The organism is Rhodococcus sp. 06-235-1A, assembly GCF_002258785.1.
Classification (GTDB): domain Bacteria; phylum Actinomycetota; class Actinomycetes; order Mycobacteriales; family Mycobacteriaceae; genus Rhodococcoides.
In genome coordinates, this window is sequence record NZ_NOYI01000008.1 from 303843 (window position 1) to 319330 (window position 15488).

At 64.4% G+C, this 15488-nt stretch carries 13 protein-coding genes; 8 read left to right on the plus strand and 5 right to left on the minus strand.

Features of this window, described 5'->3' with window-relative positions; all coding sequences use genetic code 11:
• Positions 1 to 145 precede the first annotated feature (145 nt).
• The gene (locus CH275_RS06315) at positions 146 to 1225 is read right to left on the minus strand and encodes an ABC transporter ATP-binding protein (RefSeq protein WP_094676421.1); all 1080 of its coding nucleotides are present in this window, start codon (positions 1223 to 1225) and stop codon (positions 146 to 148) included.
• A 148-nt stretch (positions 1226 to 1373) separates the two neighbouring features.
• Between CH275_RS06315 and CH275_RS06320 the strand changes: the two genes are divergently transcribed.
• Positions 1374 to 2198: an NAD-dependent epimerase/dehydratase family protein gene (locus CH275_RS06320; protein WP_094676235.1), complete on the plus strand. Its 825-nt coding sequence runs from the start codon at positions 1374 to 1376 to the stop codon at positions 2196 to 2198.
• 82 nt (positions 2199 to 2280) lie between these two features.
• On the opposite strand, the gene CH275_RS06325 is transcribed toward CH275_RS06320, so the two are convergent.
• A complete protein-coding gene (locus CH275_RS06325; RefSeq protein WP_256990878.1) occupies positions 2281 to 3450 on the minus strand; it encodes a hypothetical protein in 1170 nt (389 codons plus the stop codon).
• A gap of 53 nt (positions 3451 to 3503) precedes the next feature.
• On the opposite strand from CH275_RS06325, the gene CH275_RS06330 reads away from it, so the two are divergent.
• The 6 genes from CH275_RS06330 (at position 3504) to CH275_RS06355 (ending at position 9925) form a co-directional block, all read left to right on the plus strand.
• Positions 3504 to 4520: a hypothetical protein gene (locus CH275_RS06330; protein ID WP_094676239.1), complete on the plus strand. Its 1017-nt coding sequence runs from the start codon at positions 3504 to 3506 to the stop codon at positions 4518 to 4520.
• Positions 4521 to 4703: 183 nt separating this feature from the next.
• Positions 4704 to 5654 (plus strand): carbohydrate ABC transporter permease, encoded by a 951-nt coding sequence (locus tag CH275_RS06335; RefSeq protein ID WP_094676241.1) that lies wholly within the window; start codon positions 4704 to 4706, stop codon positions 5652 to 5654.
• Positions 5655 to 5659: 5 nt separating this feature from the next.
• Complete coding sequence (locus CH275_RS06340) at positions 5660 to 6541, plus strand: carbohydrate ABC transporter permease (protein WP_094676243.1); 882 nt, start codon at positions 5660 to 5662, stop codon at positions 6539 to 6541.
• Between the two features lie 26 nt (positions 6542 to 6567).
• A complete protein-coding gene (locus CH275_RS06345; protein WP_256990879.1) occupies positions 6568 to 7890 on the plus strand; it encodes an ABC transporter substrate-binding protein in 1323 nt (440 codons plus the stop codon).
• A 13-nt stretch (positions 7891 to 7903) separates the two neighbouring features.
• The gene (locus CH275_RS06350; protein WP_094676247.1) at positions 7904 to 9064 is read left to right on the plus strand and encodes an enolase C-terminal domain-like protein; all 1161 of its coding nucleotides are present in this window, start codon (positions 7904 to 7906) and stop codon (positions 9062 to 9064) included.
• Between the two features lie 63 nt (positions 9065 to 9127).
• On the plus strand, positions 9128 to 9925 hold the full coding sequence (locus CH275_RS06355; protein ID WP_179276010.1) for an IclR family transcriptional regulator: 798 nt from the start codon (positions 9128 to 9130) through the stop codon (positions 9923 to 9925).
• Between the two features lie 78 nt (positions 9926 to 10003).
• Here CH275_RS06355 and CH275_RS06360 read toward each other — a convergent pair whose 3' ends face one another.
• The 3 genes from CH275_RS06360 to CH275_RS06370 all read right to left on the minus strand — a co-directional run bounded on the left by CH275_RS06360 (position 10004) and on the right by CH275_RS06370 (position 13575).
• Positions 10004 to 11203 carry an L-talarate/galactarate dehydratase gene (locus tag CH275_RS06360; RefSeq protein ID WP_094676251.1) on the minus strand — a complete coding sequence of 400 codons (1200 nt, stop codon included), beginning with the start codon at positions 11201 to 11203 and terminating at the stop codon, positions 10004 to 10006.
• A 72-nt stretch (positions 11204 to 11275) separates the two neighbouring features.
• A complete protein-coding gene (locus CH275_RS06365) occupies positions 11276 to 12229 on the minus strand; it encodes a 2-hydroxyacid dehydrogenase (protein ID WP_094676253.1) in 954 nt (317 codons plus the stop codon).
• Entirely contained in the window at positions 12229 to 13575 is a 1347-nt protein-coding gene (locus tag CH275_RS06370; RefSeq protein ID WP_094676255.1) for an enolase C-terminal domain-like protein, read from the minus strand. The genes CH275_RS06365 and CH275_RS06370 overlap by 1 nt, the downstream gene beginning before the upstream one ends.
• A gap of 288 nt (positions 13576 to 13863) precedes the next feature.
• Here CH275_RS06370 and CH275_RS06375 point away from each other — a divergent pair, with 288 nt between their 5' ends.
• Positions 13864 to 15462: an aldehyde dehydrogenase (NADP(+)) gene (locus CH275_RS06375; RefSeq protein WP_094676257.1), complete on the plus strand. Its 1599-nt coding sequence runs from the start codon at positions 13864 to 13866 to the stop codon at positions 15460 to 15462.
• The last annotated feature ends 26 nt before the right edge of the window (positions 15463 to 15488 follow it).

Consider the following 15488-nt stretch of genomic DNA (forward strand, 5'->3'; position numbering starts at 1 on the left):
TGGACCATCGCGATGCCGGGCGAGCGTCTGTCACTCGGCAGACAGTACCGGTGGCAGGAGCCGCTTCGCGGCACGTGCACGAAACTTCGTAGCAGGGGTCGAGTTTCCGCTCACCTGCGCGTCAGCGCTCCACGTCAGCGCTCCACTAGTCGACCAAGCGCTCCCCGGTCACCGTGGAGAACAGGTGGGTGCGCTCGGCGGCGTAGGAGAGCGTGATCGTCGATCCGCGTTCCGGTGGGATGCGGCCGTCGGCGCGGACGACGATGGGCTGACGCGTGCCGTTGATATCGGCCTGACCGTAGACGTAGGCGTCGGCTCCGAGTTCTTCGACGACGTCGATGGTCACTTCGAGGCCTGCCCCGGTGGTGATCTGCAGGTCCTCGGGCCGCACTCCGAGCGTCACTGTGTTCTCGCCGATTCCGGCGATGGCGGAGCGGGGAACCGGAACCACTTCACCGCCGAAGCGGACGCCGCCGTCGACGAGGGGAAGCTCGAGCAGATTCATTGCAGGCGATCCGATGAAGCCGGCGACGAACACGTTGTTCGGGTGTTCGTACATGCGCCTCGGGGAGTCGCACTGCTGCAGCACACCGTCTTTGAGGACGGCCACGCGATCACCCATCGTCATGGCCTCGACCTGATCGTGAGTGACGTAGACGGTCGTCGTGGCGAGCCTGCGTTGCAGTGCAGAGATCTGCGCGCGGGTCTGTACCCGGAGTTTGGCGTCGAGGTTGGACAGCGGCTCATCCATGAGGAACACCTGGGGTTTGCGAACGATGGCGCGGCCCATGGCCACTCGCTGACGCTGGCCGCCGGAGAGCGCTTTGGGTTTGCGGTCGAGAAACTTGTTGAGGTCGAGGATCTTGGCGGCGTCCTCGACGCGACGCTTGATCTCCGCCTTGTCCTCGCCGGCGATGCGCAGTCCGAATCCCATGTTCTCGCCGACTGTCATGTGCGGGTACAGGGCGTAGTTCTGGAAGACCATCGCGATGTCGCGATCCTTGGGCTGATGGTCGGTGACGTCCTTGCCGCCGATGGTGATGGCTCCCCTGTCGACTTCTTCGAGGCCGGCGAGCATGCGCAACGACGTCGACTTCCCGCAGCCGGACGGGCCGACGAGGACGAGGAATTCACCGTCCTGGATGTCGAGATCGAGCTGGTCGACGGCAGCCTTGTCGCCGCCGGGAAACAGTTTGGTGACGCCCTGAAATGCAACGGTGGCCATGATGGTGGTCCCTTCACCGGCAGGAACGTGCCGGACGATCCAAGTGGGGTTCATATATGTGAATGGATGCCAGAATGCTGACTTCGTTTAGAAGTATGTATTACTGTGATGCCCATTACAAGGTTGCCATCGAAGGAGTTCGAGAAGAATGACCGACACCGTTTCACGAGTGCTCATCACCGGGGCCGCAGGCAACATGGGTGCGATGCTCAGGCCTCTGCTGGCGGCTCCCGGCCGCACGCTGCGCCTGTTCGATATCGCCGAGATCACCGACATCGATTCGGCCACCGAGGAATTCGTACAGGGTTCGGTCACCGATCGCGCTGCCGTGGCCGCCGCGGTGGACGGTGTCGATGCAATCCTGCACCTCGGGGGATTGAGCACCGAGGACTCGTGGGCCAACATTCTGTCGGTGAACGTCGACGGCACTCAGGCAGTCTTCGAAGCCGCGGTGACGCACGGAGTCACCCGTGTGGTGGTGGCGTCGAGCAATCACGCGGTCGGCTTCTGGACGCACGACGAGGCGGGCGACGCACCGCTTCCGGGTGACGCCGCTCCTCGACCCGACGGCTTCTACGGCTGGAGCAAGGCCGCGGTCGAAGCACTGGGCCGGATGTACCACGACCGCTTCGGCATCGACGTCGTCAATCTGCGTATCGGCTCGAGCTTCGACGCGCCGCCGAACTACCGTGGCCTTGCCACCTGGATGTCGCCCGCCGACACTGCCCGACTGATCGAGGCGTCACTGTCGGACAGCGCCAAGGGTTTTCACACTGTGTGGGGCATCTCGAAGAACTCGCGCGCGTGGTGGTCCGGCAACGAGGGTGCAGAGATCGGATACCTACCTCGCGACGACGCGGAACAGTTCGCCGAGCAGTTCCTGGCCGAACACGAGTGGACGTTCAGCGATCCGATCCTGCAACGAGTCGGCGGCGCATTCTGCGATCACCCGCTCGGCCAGCGGATGCGCTGACGCACCCTCTGCTCCACTCGACGTCCTCGGGCGGGGATTCCGCGCCGCGGACGGACGAGTGGAGCGCCTGTTGCAGTCCGCCTTACGAATACGTTGTGACGATCGACCCCAACGCGTCGAGCTGGGGTCGATTGACGAGACCGAGGTGATAGAGGTGCAGCTCGTTCGCCCCGGCGTCGACGGTCGCGGCCACATGCGCGGCCACCTCGTCGAGCTTCTTCGGCGGCAGTACCGATACGTAGGCACCGACGTCCACCCCGTCGCCTACGGCCGCGCGGGTTGCCTTCACCACCGACACCGCCTCGGCCGTTCCCGGCCAGGCCGACACGAGCACCGCATCGACATCGGCTGGCGCGGAGGCGGTCAGCGCAGGCGAAGGCCCGGTCTTCCACGGATCCGGGTGACCGTGCAGCGTCACGCGTGCCGACGGAGCCTGTTCACGCACGGCGGCAAGCACTTCCGCGCGAAGGTGATCGGCGTCGGCGTGTCGGACGGCGAGAACCGCGTCGATCTCGTCGGCGGCCAACACGTCCGTGATCGCCGCACCTGCAGGCAAGGTTCCGGCCGACAGGGCGTCGACACCGTCGCGCAGCTTCTGCGTCACCTCGGCCGAGTCGACGCCTCGCGAGGCCCACGCATCGAGCTCGCGCTGCGTGCAGCTGATCGACATCAGCGTGTCGCCGATGCCCGGGAATGCTCCGTCCGTCTTCTCGTGTGGTCCGACATGAGCGAAGCCCAGCTGTCCGCAGGCCTCGACGGACACTCCGTGTACCTCGACGCCGCGGATCGCTTCGGCCGCGAGCGTGGCGCTGTACCGCACTATGTCGGGATGCCCTGGTGCGAGGGCATACCGATAGGCATCTCCGAAACAGTTGACGACGGTTGCGTCGGGATGGGCGTGGCCGAGAATTGTGCTGTGTGTCAGCACGATCCAGGCGTTCACCAGAAATCCGGAGTTGCGCAGCAGGGCCGCCGCTTCGCCGAACGCATCCTCGGCCCCACCCCAATCGGCCGTACGCGCAGTGATCGTGTGCCCGGCCCAGGCCTCGGGCCGCACCGGCCGGTACAGCGCGGCGTGGTGGGCGTCGACCACCTTGTGCTGCGGATGCAGCGGGGTTGCCGCCCTGGTCGAGTGATAGGTCGCGGCGAGCGAGATCTCACGCACCCCGAGCCTGCGGGCGCGATCGACGAAGTGAGGATCACCGAGTACGTCCCAGGGATAGGCGTGCGCGACGATGCGGTCGACGGTCATAGCGGTCATCCTTCGATGGCTGATTTGTTCGATAGAGAGAACTGAGTTCACACATGGGAACACAATTCGAGCCCGGCTGTCCACGATTCGACCGCCGTGCGGCAATCGGGAAGGCCCTCGGAGTCGTCGACACCCCACCGCCCCGGCAGGTGACACGCGGTCGCACGTGGATACGCGACGGCGTCCGCGGAGTGGAACTGACCTGGAACGACACGTCCGCGTGGCTGCTGACGCCTCCGGAAGCAGAGCACCCACTGCCGGCGATCCTGTTCATGCACGGCCACGACGGGATGAAGTTCTACGGAAAGGAGAAGGTGGCCGACGGTCCGAATGGCATCGCTCCCGGCATCGCCGCGCTGCGCGAGCACGGCTACGACGGCAGTCCGCCCGCGGCACGGCTGGTGGCAGCAGGTTTCGCGGTGCTGATTCACGACGTGTTCCCGTGGGGCTCCCGACAGGTGCCGTGGGAGCAGCTTCCCGAGCGGGCCCACCGGGCCGCTGCGCACCTGGAGGGACTGCAGCAATACGAGGCCGCCGCCCGCGAGCACGAGCACGGTCTGGCGAAAGCGGCTGCGCTGCGCGGTACTTCGCTGGCGGGACGGATACTGACCGAGGATCTGACGGCGCTGCACGTACTGCGCGACTGCGCCGAGGTGGACGCCGATCGCATCGCCACGGCAGGATTCTCCGGAGGCGGAGCCCGCGTGGCGCACTTGTTGGCCTGCAGCGACCGACTCCGCGCCGGGGTGATCACCGCCTCGATGAGTACGTACGCCGACATCGCCGACGGGCATGCGGACGACACCAGCTGGCTGATGATCACCCCCGGCCTGCCCGCAGTATGCGACTGGCCGGAGATTGCCGGCTCCGCCGCTCCGACCCCACTACTGATCCAATTCGCCGAGCAGGACTCGCATTTCGGCTCAGCCGGAATGCGCGACGCCGAGGCATCGTTGCGTCGCGACTACGGATCTTCGAAAACACTGTCCACTGAGTGGTTTTCGGAGCCACACCGCTTCACCCGGGCGATGCAGGATGCTTCCGCGAGCTGGCTGAGCCTGCACGTGTGACCGGTCATGCTTGACAGCGCTTGTGACTGCCGTCATAGTTGGTTCAGAAATTCACATAGAAGACGGTAGTTCATATATGTGAATGGCACAGACTTTCCACCGCCCGGCTCATCGGAGCCGGAAGAACCGCAAGACCCATTCGCCGGCTCCCCGATCCGGCCCCGAACGCTTCGGAGCGTCCCCATGGTCACCACCACACCACCCCGATCGGGAGGCACCCGCGCGCACAGCGCGTCCGCACCTCCCGTTCGGCCGAAACGCAAGCGCCGCATCTCGGCCCCGTACATTCTGATCGCACCGGTAGTCATCCTGCTCGCCGTGTTCATCTTCTACCCGGTCGGCAGCGTCTTCTACTACAGCCTGCAGTTCTACAACCCGACGACGCCGTGGGACAACGGCTTCGCCGGCCTGGAGAACTTCAAGCTGATGTTTGCCGACGACCTGTTCTGGAACAGCCTGCTCGTCACCGCCAAGTGGGTCGGGGTACAGGTCGTCTTCCAGCTGATCCTCGGCCTCGGACTGGCCCTGCTGGTCAACGAGGTCTTCCGTGGACGCGGCCTGGCCCGAGCTCTGGTGTTCTCTCCGTGGGCCGTCTCGGGTGTCCTCACCACCGGCATCTGGCTGCTGATCTACAACCCGTCGACCGGATTGTTCAAACTGCTCGGCAACATGGGCATCGGCGACGGCACCGCCGCACCGATCGCCGATCCCGATACTGCGTTCTGGGCCACCAGCGTTGCCGAGCTCTGGCGCGGCGTTCCGTTCTTCGCCATTCTCATCCTCGCCGAACTGCAAAGTGCACCCAAAGACCTCTACGAGGCAGCCAACGTGGACGGTGCGAACCGCTGGCAGCGCTTCCGCTTCGTGACACTGCCGCATCTGAAGGCCGTGATCATCCTGTCGACTCTGCTGCGCGGCGTGTGGGAATTCAACAACGTCGACCTTCTCTACACCCTCACCGCGGGCGGACCGGCCGACGTGACAACCACGTTGCCGCTCTACGTCTCTCAGCTCGCGACCACTGCACAGGACTTCGGATACGGATCGGCTCTGACCACCGTCGCGTTCGTCATCCTGCTCTTCTGCTCGATCCTCTACTTGCGCCTCAGCAAATTCAACAGCGATAAGGCCTGACGCACATGACCACTACTGCAGACCGTCCCGTCGTGGCCACACCGCCGCAGGACCACTCCGACAAGGTGCGCGTGCATCGCACCAAGCCCCGCATATTCAGTGTCGGACTCCCGTTGGCCGTCTACTTGCTCTTCACCCTCGTCCCGTTCTACTGGATGATCGTCTTCGCATTCCGACCCGCCGGTTCCAATTCGATGCTCCCCTGGCCCATCACGCTCGACCATTTCGACACCGTCTGGAACACCCTCGGTTTCAGCTTCTTCTTCAAGAACAGCCTCATCGTGGCAGGCCTGTCTCTCGTGCTGACCACCTTCGTCGCACTGGCGACCGGCTATGCATTGGCACGCTTCAAGTTCCGCGCCAAGATCCCCTTGGTGATGGCCCTGCTGTGCAGCCAGTTCGTGCCCGGCGCAATGCTGCTCATCCCGCTGTTCCAGGTGTTCCGCGAGATGGGACTGGTGAACAACCTGTTCGGCCTCATCGTCGCCGACACTGTTTTCCAACTGCCCCTGGCGGCAATGTTGATGGCCGGCTTCATCTCTCAGATTCCCGTGGAACTCGAGGAAGCCGCGATGGTCGACGGCTGCTCACGCCTGAAAGCCTTCCGCATCATCATGCTGCCGCTGCTGCGACCCGGCCTGATCGCCGTCGGTTCCTTCGCGTTCATCGGCAGTTGGAACAACTTCCTGTTCGGCCTGATGTTCATCAGCAGCCAAGACAAGTTCACCCTCCCAGTCGGATTGAGCTACACGATCGGTTCCTACAACGTCGACTTCGGCGTCCTCGCGGCCGGCGGACTGATTGCCGCGGTACCGGTGGTCGCTGTGTTTGCCGTCATCCAGAAGTACCTCGTCCAGGGCCTCAGCGCCGGCGCGGTCAAGGGCTGATCATGACGTACGGAAAGAGAATCGACATGAATCGACGCACCCTGCTGCGCACGACCCTCGTCGGCGCGGTCGCGACGCTGGTACTGGCATCCTGCAGTTCCGAGACCGCACTGCCCGACGGTGAACTCGGAGATCCGAACAGCGGCACCCTCACTTTCTGGGACAACAATGCCGGACCGGATCGAACCCCGTTGTACGAGGAACTGATTCGACGTTTCGAGGATGTCAATCCCGGCATCGACATCCAGTACGTCGGGCTTCCCTCGGACAGTGCCCAGCAGAAGTATCAGACGGCTCTCGCCGGTGGGTCGGCTCCCGATCTGGGGATCGTGTCCACCGCGTATCTGGCGCCCCTCGTCGCGCAGGATGCCGTCATTCCGCTCGACGATTTCGTGGCGTCCTCGCCACAGAAGGACGAGTACGACCCGAAGATCATCGAGTCGGCGATGGAGTCCGGTGGCGGTGAAAACCTGTACGGCCTGCCGTTCACCAGCAACAACGCAACGTTGTGGTATCGAGCCGACTGGTTCGAGGAGGCCGGCATCGAGCCCCCGGACACATGGGACGAATTCTACGACGCCGCAGACGAACTGACCGACAAGTCCGAGGGCCGCTACGGGTTCACCATCCGAGGCGGTGCCGGTTCGATCTACCCGTTGCTGCAGCACATGTTCGCCACCACCGGCATCGACAACTTCTTCGACGGCAGCGAATCCACCGTCAACCGACCCGAGATGGTGCAGGCCATCGAACGTTTCGCCGCCCTGTACGACGTGGACACCCCCACCGCCGACGTCAACAACGGTTTCCCGCAGATGGTCGCCAGCTTCGGTGGTGGCTCGGTGGCGATGATGCAGCACAACCTCGGATCGTTGAGCAATCACCGCAAGGCCCTCGGCGACAACGTCGGTGCCGTCGCACTGCCTCGCGCGGACAACGGCGTCCGTACGGTGATGACGGACCCGTTCCCGTCCTACACGGTGTTCAAGAGCAGCAAGCATCAGGCTGCGGCCTGGAAGTTCCTCGAGTTCATGACCTCCTCGGAATCGCAGGCCTACTGGAACGAGAACGTGGGGCAGATTCCGGTCAACGCCGCCGCTCGCTCCGCTCCCGCCTTCCAGGCGATGCCGTCGGTGCAAGCTGCTCAGGCCGCCCTCGACGATCCGGAGACGGTGCTGGTCACCCCACCGGACTACCTGCCGGATTTCGGCAAGATCGTCCAGGTTCAGATGCTGGGCCAGTGGCAGAAGGTCCTCATCGGGCAGCTCAGCGCTCAGGACTTCGCCGACGACTTCGCCGAGAAGCTCGACCGCTCCAAGGCCAAATACGATGCCCGACAGGGTAAATAGGGGACTCATCGCCATGTCAAGCGTCATCACCGAGGTTGCCGTCCAGGTCTTCAAGACCGAGGCTCGCACCGCCGTCGATTCCTACGGGCATCGACACCCGGGGCCGTCCGTCCCGACCACCCAGGCACTGTTGCGCATCACCGATTCCGACGGCGTCAGCGGCTACGTCCTCGGCAAGACCAACTACCTGCGCGAAGACCAAGTGGAGCAACACTTCCGGCCGGTCATGATCGGTACCGACCCGTTGCACCGCGAGGAGATGGACCGCAAGTTCGCGATCCGACAGCGCACCAGAGCCGTCGAACTGCCCGAACACACCTGCAGCTACCTCGATCAGGCGCTGTGGGATCTGGCGGGTAACCGGTTCGACACCCCGGTGTGGAAGCTGCTCGGCGGGGCCCGCAACGAGGTCAAGGCCTACGCGAGCACCATGTGTGGAGACACCATCGAGGGCGGACTGTCCAGTCCACAGGAGTATGCGAACTTCGCTGTGGCGCTGAAAAATCAGGGCTACCAGGGAATCAAACTGCACACGTGGATGCCCCCGCTCGAAGGGGCACCGAGCCTCACACGAGACATCGAGGCCTGCGCGGCGGTGCGAGATGCCGTCGGACCCGGGTTTTCGTTGATGCTCGATGGCTACCACTGGTACTCACGTACCGATGCACTCAAGCTCGGCCGGGAACTCGACGCTCTGAAGTTCGACTGGTTCGAGGAACCGATGGACGAGTTTTCGATGCGCTCGTACAAGTGGCTGGCCGATCAGCTCGATACTCCCGTAATCGGTCCGGAGACCACTCCCGGCCGGCATCGCTCGCGGGCGGATTGGATCGCCGACGAGGCGTGCGACATCCTGCGCGTCGGTGCGATGAACGGTGGCGGCATCACGCCTGCATTGAAGACCGTGCACATGGCCGACGGCTTTGGGCTCGAGTGCGAGATCCACGGCAACGGTGCCCCCAATCTCGCACTGGTAGGCGGCGCTCCGAACATCCAGTGGTACGAACGTGGCCTGCTGCATCCACTGGTCGACTACGACTGGGTTCCGCCGCACCTGAAGTCCATCGTCGATCCGATAGACGCGGACGGGATGGTGCGGATGCCATCGCGACCGGGCCTGGGCGAGGACATCGACCTGGAGTACATCGCGAACAATCTGATCGCCGAGTACTAGTGTCCGTCGACAACATCCGTGTCCGCGTATGAAGCATCGTTCATCATGAGGGACACTGTCTCCATGGTGAACGATGTTACGGCCACAGCTGCGCCGGATAGTCAGCCGGTGAAGTCGGCCGAACGCACGATCCACATCCTCGAGACCCTGGCGGCGTCCCCCACGCGCATGAGCCTCGGCGAACTGCAGGAGGCGTGCGGGTATCCCCGATCGAGTCTGCACGCCTTGCTGAGGACGCTCAAGGACCTGCGCTGGATCGAGGCCGACGAGTCCGGTTCGCGGTACGGCATCGGCACACACGCCCTGCTCACCGGCACGTCCTACCTCGACAAGGACTCCGTCGTCGGTCGAGCGGCGGCAGTGCTGGAAACGCTGCGCTCGGACGTCCGGCACACTGTCCACTTCGCCCGACGTGACGAGGACTGCGTCATATACCTTGCCAGCCGCGGCTCCAAGCTCGAGGTACGGCGCATGCACCGCGTGGGACGCAAGCTGCCGTGCCACGTCACCGCTCTCGGTCAGGCATTGCTCGCCGAGCTGACGACCGACGAGGTGACACAGCTGCTGCCGAAGAAACTCGAGCGGTACACCGAGAACACCATCGTCGATCGTGATGCCCTCATCGCCGAACTCGCGCAGGTTCGCAGACGAGGGTGGTCGTTGGAGCAGGAGCAGGGCACCGCCGGCGTGGTCTGCATAGCGACCGTCGTGCCCTATCGGATCCCGGCCACCGATGCGCTCAGCGTCTCGATGCCCGCGGAAGTCGCCTCGTACCCGGGCGAACTCGAACGAATCGCCGGGGTGCTCACCGACCACGCCGCCGCCTGGGCCCGAGAGCTTCGGGCCGAGGGAGTGCGGTAGAGCCGCTTCGCGGCACGTGAGCGGAAGCTCGTGGTGGGCTACGAGGTTCCGCTCACCTGCGCGTCAGCGCTCCACGCGTCAGCGCACTACTGCCTTCGCGACGGTCCACGCACGACCCTGCTCACTCAATGTGAAGCCCAATCCCGGGCGCGCAGACAGATGCATGCGTCCGTCCCGGGTCTCGAGATGCTCGTCGAACAACGGGTCCAGCCAGTCGAAGTGCTCCACCCATGTCTGCAGTGGATACACCGCCGCAAGGTGCAGGTGGATCTCCATGGCGAAGTGCGGGGCGAGCTGCAGATTGTGGTGCTCGGCCAGCGTCGCCAATTTCAGGAACTGGGTGATTCCGCCGATGCGCGGAGCGTCGGGCTGCAGTATGTCCACCGAACCGGCCTCGATGAGGCGGACGTGCTCGCCGACGCTGGCCAGCATTTCCCCCGTCGCGATGGAGGTGTCGAGGCTGCGAGCGAGCTGGGCGTGCCCCTCCGCGTCGTAGGCGTCGAGCGGCTCCTCTATCCAGACGAGATCGAACTGCTCCAGGATTCGGCCCATCCGCTGCGCCGTCGGTCGATCCCACTGCTGATTGGCATCGACCATCAATGGGACATCGTCGCCTAGGAATTCACGTACCGCGGTGACACGAGCGATGTCGGTACGCCAATCCGGCTGTCCTACCTTCAGTTTGATACCCCCGATGCCGTTCGCCAGCGACATGGCAGCGTTCTCGATGACCTCCTCGATCGGCGTGTGCAGAAACCCGCCGGAGGTGTTGTACGTCTGCACCGAATCACGCGCCGAGCCGATCAGCTTGGCCAGCGGCAACCCGGCGCGCTTGGCTTTGAGATCCCACAGTGCGATGTCGATCGCGGCAATCGCCTGCGTAGCAACACCACTGCGGCCCACCGAGGCTCCGGCCCACACCAGCTTGGTCCAGATCTTGCCGATGTCGTTCGGGTCCTCGCCGATGAGTACCGGGGCGATCTCCTGGGCATGCGCGAACTGAGCAGGCCCGCCCGCACGCTTGGAATACCCGAAACCGATTCCCTCATGGCCCTGTTCGGTGCGAATTTCAGCGAACAGGAACACCACCTCGGTCATCGCCTTCTGCCGGCCGGTGAGTACTTTGGCGTCGCTGATCGGATTCTTCAGGGGTAGCACGATCGAGGACAGCGTCACCTCGGCGATGCGGTCGATGCTCGCCGCCCCGGGGGCCAGCGCCGTGATCGCCGCGTTCGGGGCAGTGAGTCCGCTGGTCGGTTTGTCAGTGTCGATGGTCATCTGTGACTCCTGAGATCGTCGATTACGTTGCTTCACAGCCTATTTCGAGCAGCGATGCACGTCCAACACCATTTACCGGCTGATCGATGCCGCCAGTGCATCGATGTTGGATGCAAAATCGGCAACCCTGCCCACGAACGTGTGATGCGTGACGCCGGACGAGTGCGGAGTCATCAGCACATTGTCGAGATCGCGAAACGGCAACACACTCGGCTCTCCCACGCCATCCGGCCCGGGGTAGCGGTACCAGACATCGATCGCGGCCGCGGCAATCTCGTTGCGAGACAACGCGTTGAACAGCGGCTGCTCCTGCACCAACGGCCCACGACCGACATTGATGAGTACCCCATCGGTGCCGAGCCTGCTCAGCTCCTCGGCACCGATCACGCCGCGGGTGTGCTCGTTCAGCGGTGCGGAGACCACGAGAACATCCGCGAAGTCGACCAGCCTCGTCAAATCCTGCGTATCCGATGCCCATTCGAGCCCGTCATCCGGAGCCCGTCCGCTTCCGGTGACCGCAGCACCCACGGCGCCGTATGCCCGAAACAGCTGCCACGTTCGCCTGCCGATGTGCCCGAAGCCGACGAATCCGATGCGGGCACCGCTCAGCGACAACGGTTGCGCAATGCTCGGGTCGTAGACCGACGTGGCGAACACTCCGGAGCGGAGTGCACGATCCTGTTCCAGAAACTTACGGCGCAGCATCACGGTCGCAGCCACGACATATTCCGCGATCGACTGCTCGTGATGAAAGGTGTTGCACACCTGCACATCGGGGCCCAATCCGGAGCGGTCGACGTTGTCCGTTCCGGCACCCGCGACGTGCACCATACGCAAGTTCGGCGCTGCGGCACCCATGGCCGCACTGAACTTGCCGCCGACGTACACGTCTGCATCGGCAAGTTCGCCGATGACCCGACTCTCGTCGAACGGAACGCACCAGATCACCTCGGTGTCGGCGGGCAGCCCCGCCTCGAACTGCTCCCGATGGGGCAGCACATTCCGATCGCCGACGACGACCTTCACTAGCGCACCAGAGCCGGTCGCTTGCTATCGAAGGTCCAACCCTCGATCAGATACTGCATGCCGATGGCGTCGTCGCGGGCACCGAGGCCCTCCTTCAGGTACAGCTCATGTGCCGCGTCGATCTGCTCGAAATCGAGTTCGACGCCAAGGCCGGGCTTGTCGGGCACGGTGAGGTACCCGTCCTCGATCGTGAAGGGATCCTTGGTGACTCGCTGGCCGTCCTGCCAGATCCAGTGCGTGTCGATGGCGGTGATCGTCCCGGGCGCCGCTGCGGCGACGTGGGTGAACATGGCCAGCGAGACGTCGAAGTGGTTGTTGGAGTGCGAACCCCACGTCAGGCCCCACGCATCGCACAGCTGAGCCACGCGCAACGAGCCGGCCATCGTCCAGAAGTGTGGGTCGGCCAGCGGGATGTCCACCGCACCGGATCGGATGGTGTGGCCCATCTCGCGCCAGTCGGTGGCGATCATGTTGGTCGCGGTCTGCAATCCGGTGGCGCGCTTGAATTCGGTCATCACTTCGCGGCCCGAGAATCCACCCTCAGGTCCGACGGGGTCCTCGGCATAGGCCAGCACATCGAGAAGGCCGCGGCAGGTGTCGATCGCATCCTTCAGGAGCCAGCCACCGTTGGGATCCAACGTGATTCGAGCCTCAGGGAATCGCTCGGCCAGCGCGCGCACCGCGGCAGCCTCCTCGGCCGCGGGAAGCGCACCACCCTTGAGCTTGAAGTCTTGAAACCCGTATCGGGCCTGCGCGGCCTCGGCGAGGCGCACGATCGACTCGGGATCCATGGCCTCCTCGTGCCTGATACGCATCCAGTCATCGGCCCCAGCGGCTTCGTCGTCTGCACTGCGGTAGGCGAGGTCGGTCTTGGTCCGATCGGCGACGAAGAACAGGTAGCCCAGAGCCTGAACCTTCTCGCGCTGCTGCCCGTCCCCCAACAGTGCGGCGACGCTGACGCCGAGGTGCTGGCCGAGCAGATCCAACAATGCCGATTCCACCGCGGTCACAGCGTGTATCGCGATCCGCAGATCGAAGGTCTGCGCTCCTCGGCCACCGGCATCACGATCCGCGAACGCGCGGCGCATCTCGGCGAGAATCGCGTTGTAACGACCGATTCCCTGGCCCTGCACGAGCACGCGCGCATCCTCGATAGTCTGCCGAATCGCCTCTCCGCCCGGCACTTCGCCGACGCCGGTGCGCCCGTCCGAGTCGGTGAGCACCACCAGATTGCGAGTGAAGTACGGTGCATGCGCACCGCTGAGATTGAGCAGCATGTCGTCGTGACCCGCGATGGGTATGACGCTCATATCGGTGACGACGGGGGTGCTGGTGTGGACGTTCATGTCCGACCTTTCTCGCATACTTCTGGTGACTCTGCTCACATGAGACAGTAGGGCCGCAGATCGATGCATGTCCAAGACCATCTACGCATCGACCGATGCAGTAGAGGTATCGGCCACTGCATTCGGCGCTCATCGTGCCTGGCAGCGAGATCGATACCGAGACTGAATCAAATACGACTTTTTTAGACTTGGACATGTATCGAACGGCCTTCTAGCGTGGTGACCTATGAGCCAGGTCACGCCCTGGCGTCAGCGCACGTATCGCACCACAGCCCTAGGAGTCACCCCATGACAGCGTCGACGACACAGTCCACCCACCTCACCGGACGGATGATCATCGCCGGCGTCCCGGTCTTCGGTGGCGGCACGCAGATTCACGGAATCGACCCCAGTACCGGCGCGAACCTCGAACCCGCCTACGGGCACGGAGACAGCGCCGACGTCGAGAAGGCCTGTGCCGCAGCGGCCGAAGCATTCGCCGACTACCGTGCCACCTCCTCGGAGACCCGAGCTCAGTTCCTCGAGACCATCGCCGACAACATCGCAGCTCTCGGCGACACGTTGATCGAGCGCACCGTCGCCGAGTCCGGACTTCCCGTGGCCCGCATCACCGGCGAGGTCGGCCGCACCACCGGGCAGCTCCGCCTGTTCGCTTCGGTTCTGCGCGAGGGTAGTTGGAACGGTGCCCGCATCGATCCGGCCCTGCCCGAGCGCACGCCACTCCCCCGCGCCGACATCCGCCAACGGCAGATTCCGTTGGGCCCGGTTGCAGTGTTCGGAGCCAGCAACTTCCCGCTCGCCTTCTCCGTCGCCGGCGGCGACACCGCCTCCGCCCTCGCAGCCGGATGCCCCGTAGTGGTCAAGGCACACGATGCCCATCCCGGAACGTCCGAGCTGGTCGGTCGAGCGATCGCCGACGCGGTGTCCTCCACCGGAATGCCCTCGGGCACATTCTCACTACTGTTCGGCTCCGGCCGCGGACTCGGTACCGCTCTGGTGACCGACCCACGCATCAAGGCCGTCGGATTCACCGGATCACGTTCGGGTGGAACGGCTCTCGTCGCCGCAGCAGCCGGTCGTCGTGAGCCGATCCCGGTGTACGCGGAGATGAGTTCCATCAACCCCGTGTTCGTCATGGACGGCGCACTCGCCTCCCGCGGGGCCGAACTCGGCCGCGCCTTCGTCGCATCGCTGACGATGGGCTCGGGCCAGTTCTGCACCAACCCCGGTCTCGTGATCGCCGTCGACGGCCCGGGCTTGCAGTCGTTCACCGAGGCAGCCACCGCAGCCGTGCAGCAGTCCACGCCCACCACGATGCTGACCCCGAACATCGCGTCGAGCTTCGCTGACGGTGTCGCCACGCTGTCCGATTCGGTCACCGAGATCGCCCGCGGTACCGAAACGGACGCTCCGAATGCCTGCCGCGCAGCATTGTTCGATACCGATGCCGATACGTTCCTCACCTCCGAGGCAGCGCAGGCCGAGGTGTTCGGCGCCTCGAGTCTCATCGTTCGCTGCACCGATGCACAGCAGGTTCGAGACGTCGCCGCGCTGCTCGAAGGCCAGCTGACCGCCACCGTCCACGCCGACGAGTCCGATCACGCCGATGCAGGAAAGCTCCTCTCGGTTCTCGAACTCAAGGCCGGGCGCATCCTGTTCGACGGATGGCCCACCGGCGTCGAGGTCGGCCACGCGATGGTGCACGGCGGCCCCTTCCCCGCCACCTCCAACTCGCGCACGACATCGGTCGGATCGCTCGCCATCGAACGCTTCCTGCGTCCTGTTTCCTACCAGGACGTGCCGACTTCCCTGCTGCCCAGCGCAATTGCCGACGGTAATCCCGACGGGATCTTCCGCCGCATCGACGGCCAGCTCACCCAAGACTGACACACCCCACCCAATTCTCGAGGAGA